Source organism: Shewanella sp. (genome assembly GCF_013214165.1).
Lineage (GTDB): Bacteria > Pseudomonadota > Gammaproteobacteria > Enterobacterales > Shewanellaceae > Shewanella.
Window position 1 is genome coordinate 1 of the sequence record NZ_JABSSM010000162.1, and the last position, 2,794, is coordinate 2,794.

The window sequence follows — 2,794 nt, forward strand, 5'->3', positions numbered from 1 at the left end:
TTCGCTACGTTGAACTTGGGGGAGGTTAAGTATCAAAAATCTTATGGGTGTCCCCTTATCATGGTGTATCAAACTCATCGCCTTGATACTTTAAGTTAATATAAATCATCGCCTTACATGCCATCTGGCACTCACAATGTCAGTACTGGTATGTGGTCCATGGCTTTATTTTTATGTTGGGTGGCTCGATAAATTCTCCTCGATAAATTCTCGATAAATTCTCTGATTGATCACAGCTATGGTTTTCACAAGCACACTCCCATTATTTTTGTAGAACAAATGTAATACAGAAAATCATTTAAAAGCCATGTTTAAACACATTAAGCAAAACAAGTCTCGGTTTTGTATATCTACGTAAATGCACTTTTATAGATATTTACACAATCCTAACCACCTATTAGCTTGCAGGAAAAAAAATAAATGACATATTGATATGACATCACAAAAAAGATGCATATTTTATTAACGCAAGGAGCAACAACGATGACAAAAAAAATGACAATGGGTTTGTGTGCGATAGTGGCTATTACTTCTTTTACTGCTACAGCTGCAGAGATTGAATTCAAGCAAACCCAAACACTACTACAAGGAGAAGATGTGCAGGCTTTCCAACTGAAGGATATCGACGGTGATCACCGACTGGATGTGATCTGGCAAACAAGTGATGGTGAGCTGAAATATAGACTGCAAGATAATCAGGCCATGGTGACATTTGACAGTCTCGCCGGTACCAAATGGCGCATGACATATGACCAAACAGGCTACGACAAAAAACTGAACTTCTTTACCGATGGTGGGGTCATTGAAGATAGGAGCAACTATCAGTTCAATATCGTCGATGTAACGGTGACAGAGCTCAATCAATTAAGTTTCTGTACTGACTTTAGCACGGGCCTAAATCGAACCCGTTGCATATGGAAGTATCAAGTAACCGAAGTCCTCCCTAATATCTTGAAAGGTGTCGATCAAAGGACAGGTGAAACCTGGACGGCTTATAAGCTCATCCAGTAATCGACGAATCTAGAATGACCTAGCCACCAAAACTCGATGTATTACAAATGTAATACATCGAGTACTTCTTATTACCTAGCCACATTGAACTATCAAATTACTGTGCGAAATATACGAGCGTTTTATTGGCACACCTACACCTTATGATCTAGATTTAATATGACTGTTTTTTATCCCCCCTTATGTTTCACATGATTTTTTAAATTTTGTACGACAAAAGACAGATGTTACCCGAACAAGCAAGGATGCTAGTTATGCGTTTTTTAAAGCTAAAAACAGCTGCGCCGCGAGCCAACGGTGCAACCTACAAACACGCACTGATCGTCGATGCGCCACGCCGCTTTGCCCCCTCTAACCAACGAACAGAAACAAACAACCAAGACACCCAGGAAAAAAAGAGAGGACAGCCATATCTTTTGTGCTTTAGGGCATCCTCTACTAACCTTTAAGTTACCTCAACTCCGTGTTGTTCAGGATAACGATTATGACTTCAGCTCGTCGTAACTGATTGTTAGGGCAATATCGACTCAGAATAGACGACCTTCTATCATATAATAAATCGTTGTGTTAGAAGAGCCTACCTTTGCGGTGAAGATAAATTTACAGGTAAGAGTTTCGAGCATAGACGCGGCTGGATTGTCGAAAAGGTTAAGGCTCTGTCTGCTATTTTTTGTATCGATGTCTGTGCCTATGCGGTGATGAATAATCACTATCATCTAGTGCTTAAAATTGACCTTGATAGAGCTAAGTCGCTGTCTAACCGCGAGGTGATCACACTTTGGTGTAAGGTGACTAAAGGACATGATGTCGCGACTAAATACATGAATGGTGACACCTTAATCGAAGGTGAGCGTCTACTGCTTGATGGTCTACTTGCTGAGTGGCATGAACGTCTATCCAGTATCTCGTGCACTTGATTTAATGAAGAGTTGAGGTGCCTTAATGAAGAGATAGCCCGTCGGGCCAATCGTGAGGATGATTGCGAACACACTTCAAGCATCTGATTATACGTCCATTCAGGAGCGTATCAACGAGCTAAGTACTTCTTATAAAAACACTAAAACCAATGATGATAAATCAGCATCAGCCTCGAGTGAGCCACTCAAACCCCTTGCCCAATTCGATGGTGCAGCCCACCTAGCGACTCAATCAGCCATCCCATTTCATTTCTGTGATTACCTCCAACTTATCGATTGGACAGGCAGAGCCATTAGACCGGATAAAAAAGGGTTTATTGATTCAAGCCAGCCTAAATTACTCAATGAACTTGGCATAGCACCCGAGGCTTGGATAACCTCAGCGAAAGAATTTCGCCGCCAATACAGTGGTATTAGTGGTCGTTGGGATGCTATGTGTGCTTTCAAACAGCAGCATAGCTGTGGGCTATGGTGTAAAGGTAAAGCCAGCAGCAATGCACTTCATCCATCTCCTTAGCAAGGTCTTCGGAAAGGCCTTCACAAAGGTCTTCGCGGCTGAAGCCGCTCCTACGTTAAAAGGCTGGTCGATAAAAGCCGAATCGAAGAGAGCAATAACAGGGTGTGAACGCGGCTGCGAGCTTCCGTTTCAAGGTGAGGTATCACGAAGTTATACTCTCCGAACGAGAGATTGGGTGAATATGGCATAGCCATAAGCTCATGAACGAGAAGCATGGTGAATATGGTAAAGCCATGAGCCTATGAACGAGAAGCATGGTGAATATGGTAAAGCCATGAGCCTATGAACGAGAAGCATGGTGAATATGGAATAGCCATGAGCCTATGAACGAGAAGCATGGATGCTGAAC

2 protein-coding genes and 1 pseudogene are annotated in these 2,794 nt (G+C 42.3%); all 3 read left to right on the forward strand.

What is annotated here, in order from left to right:
* The first annotated feature begins 483 nt into the window (after positions 1–483).
* Complete coding sequence (locus HRU42_RS20840) at positions 484–1,011, forward strand: hypothetical protein (RefSeq protein WP_295033983.1); 528 nt, start codon at positions 484–486, stop codon at positions 1,009–1,011.
* Positions 1,012–1,265: 254 nt separating this feature from the next.
* Entirely contained in the window at positions 1,266–1,460 is a 195-nt protein-coding gene (locus HRU42_RS20845; RefSeq protein ID WP_295033985.1) for a hypothetical protein, read from the forward strand.
* Positions 1,461–1,495: 35 nt separating this feature from the next.
* Positions 1,496–2,445 (forward strand): annotated as a pseudogene (locus HRU42_RS20850) (alpha-amylase family glycosyl hydrolase).
* The last annotated feature ends 349 nt before the right edge of the window (positions 2,446–2,794 follow it).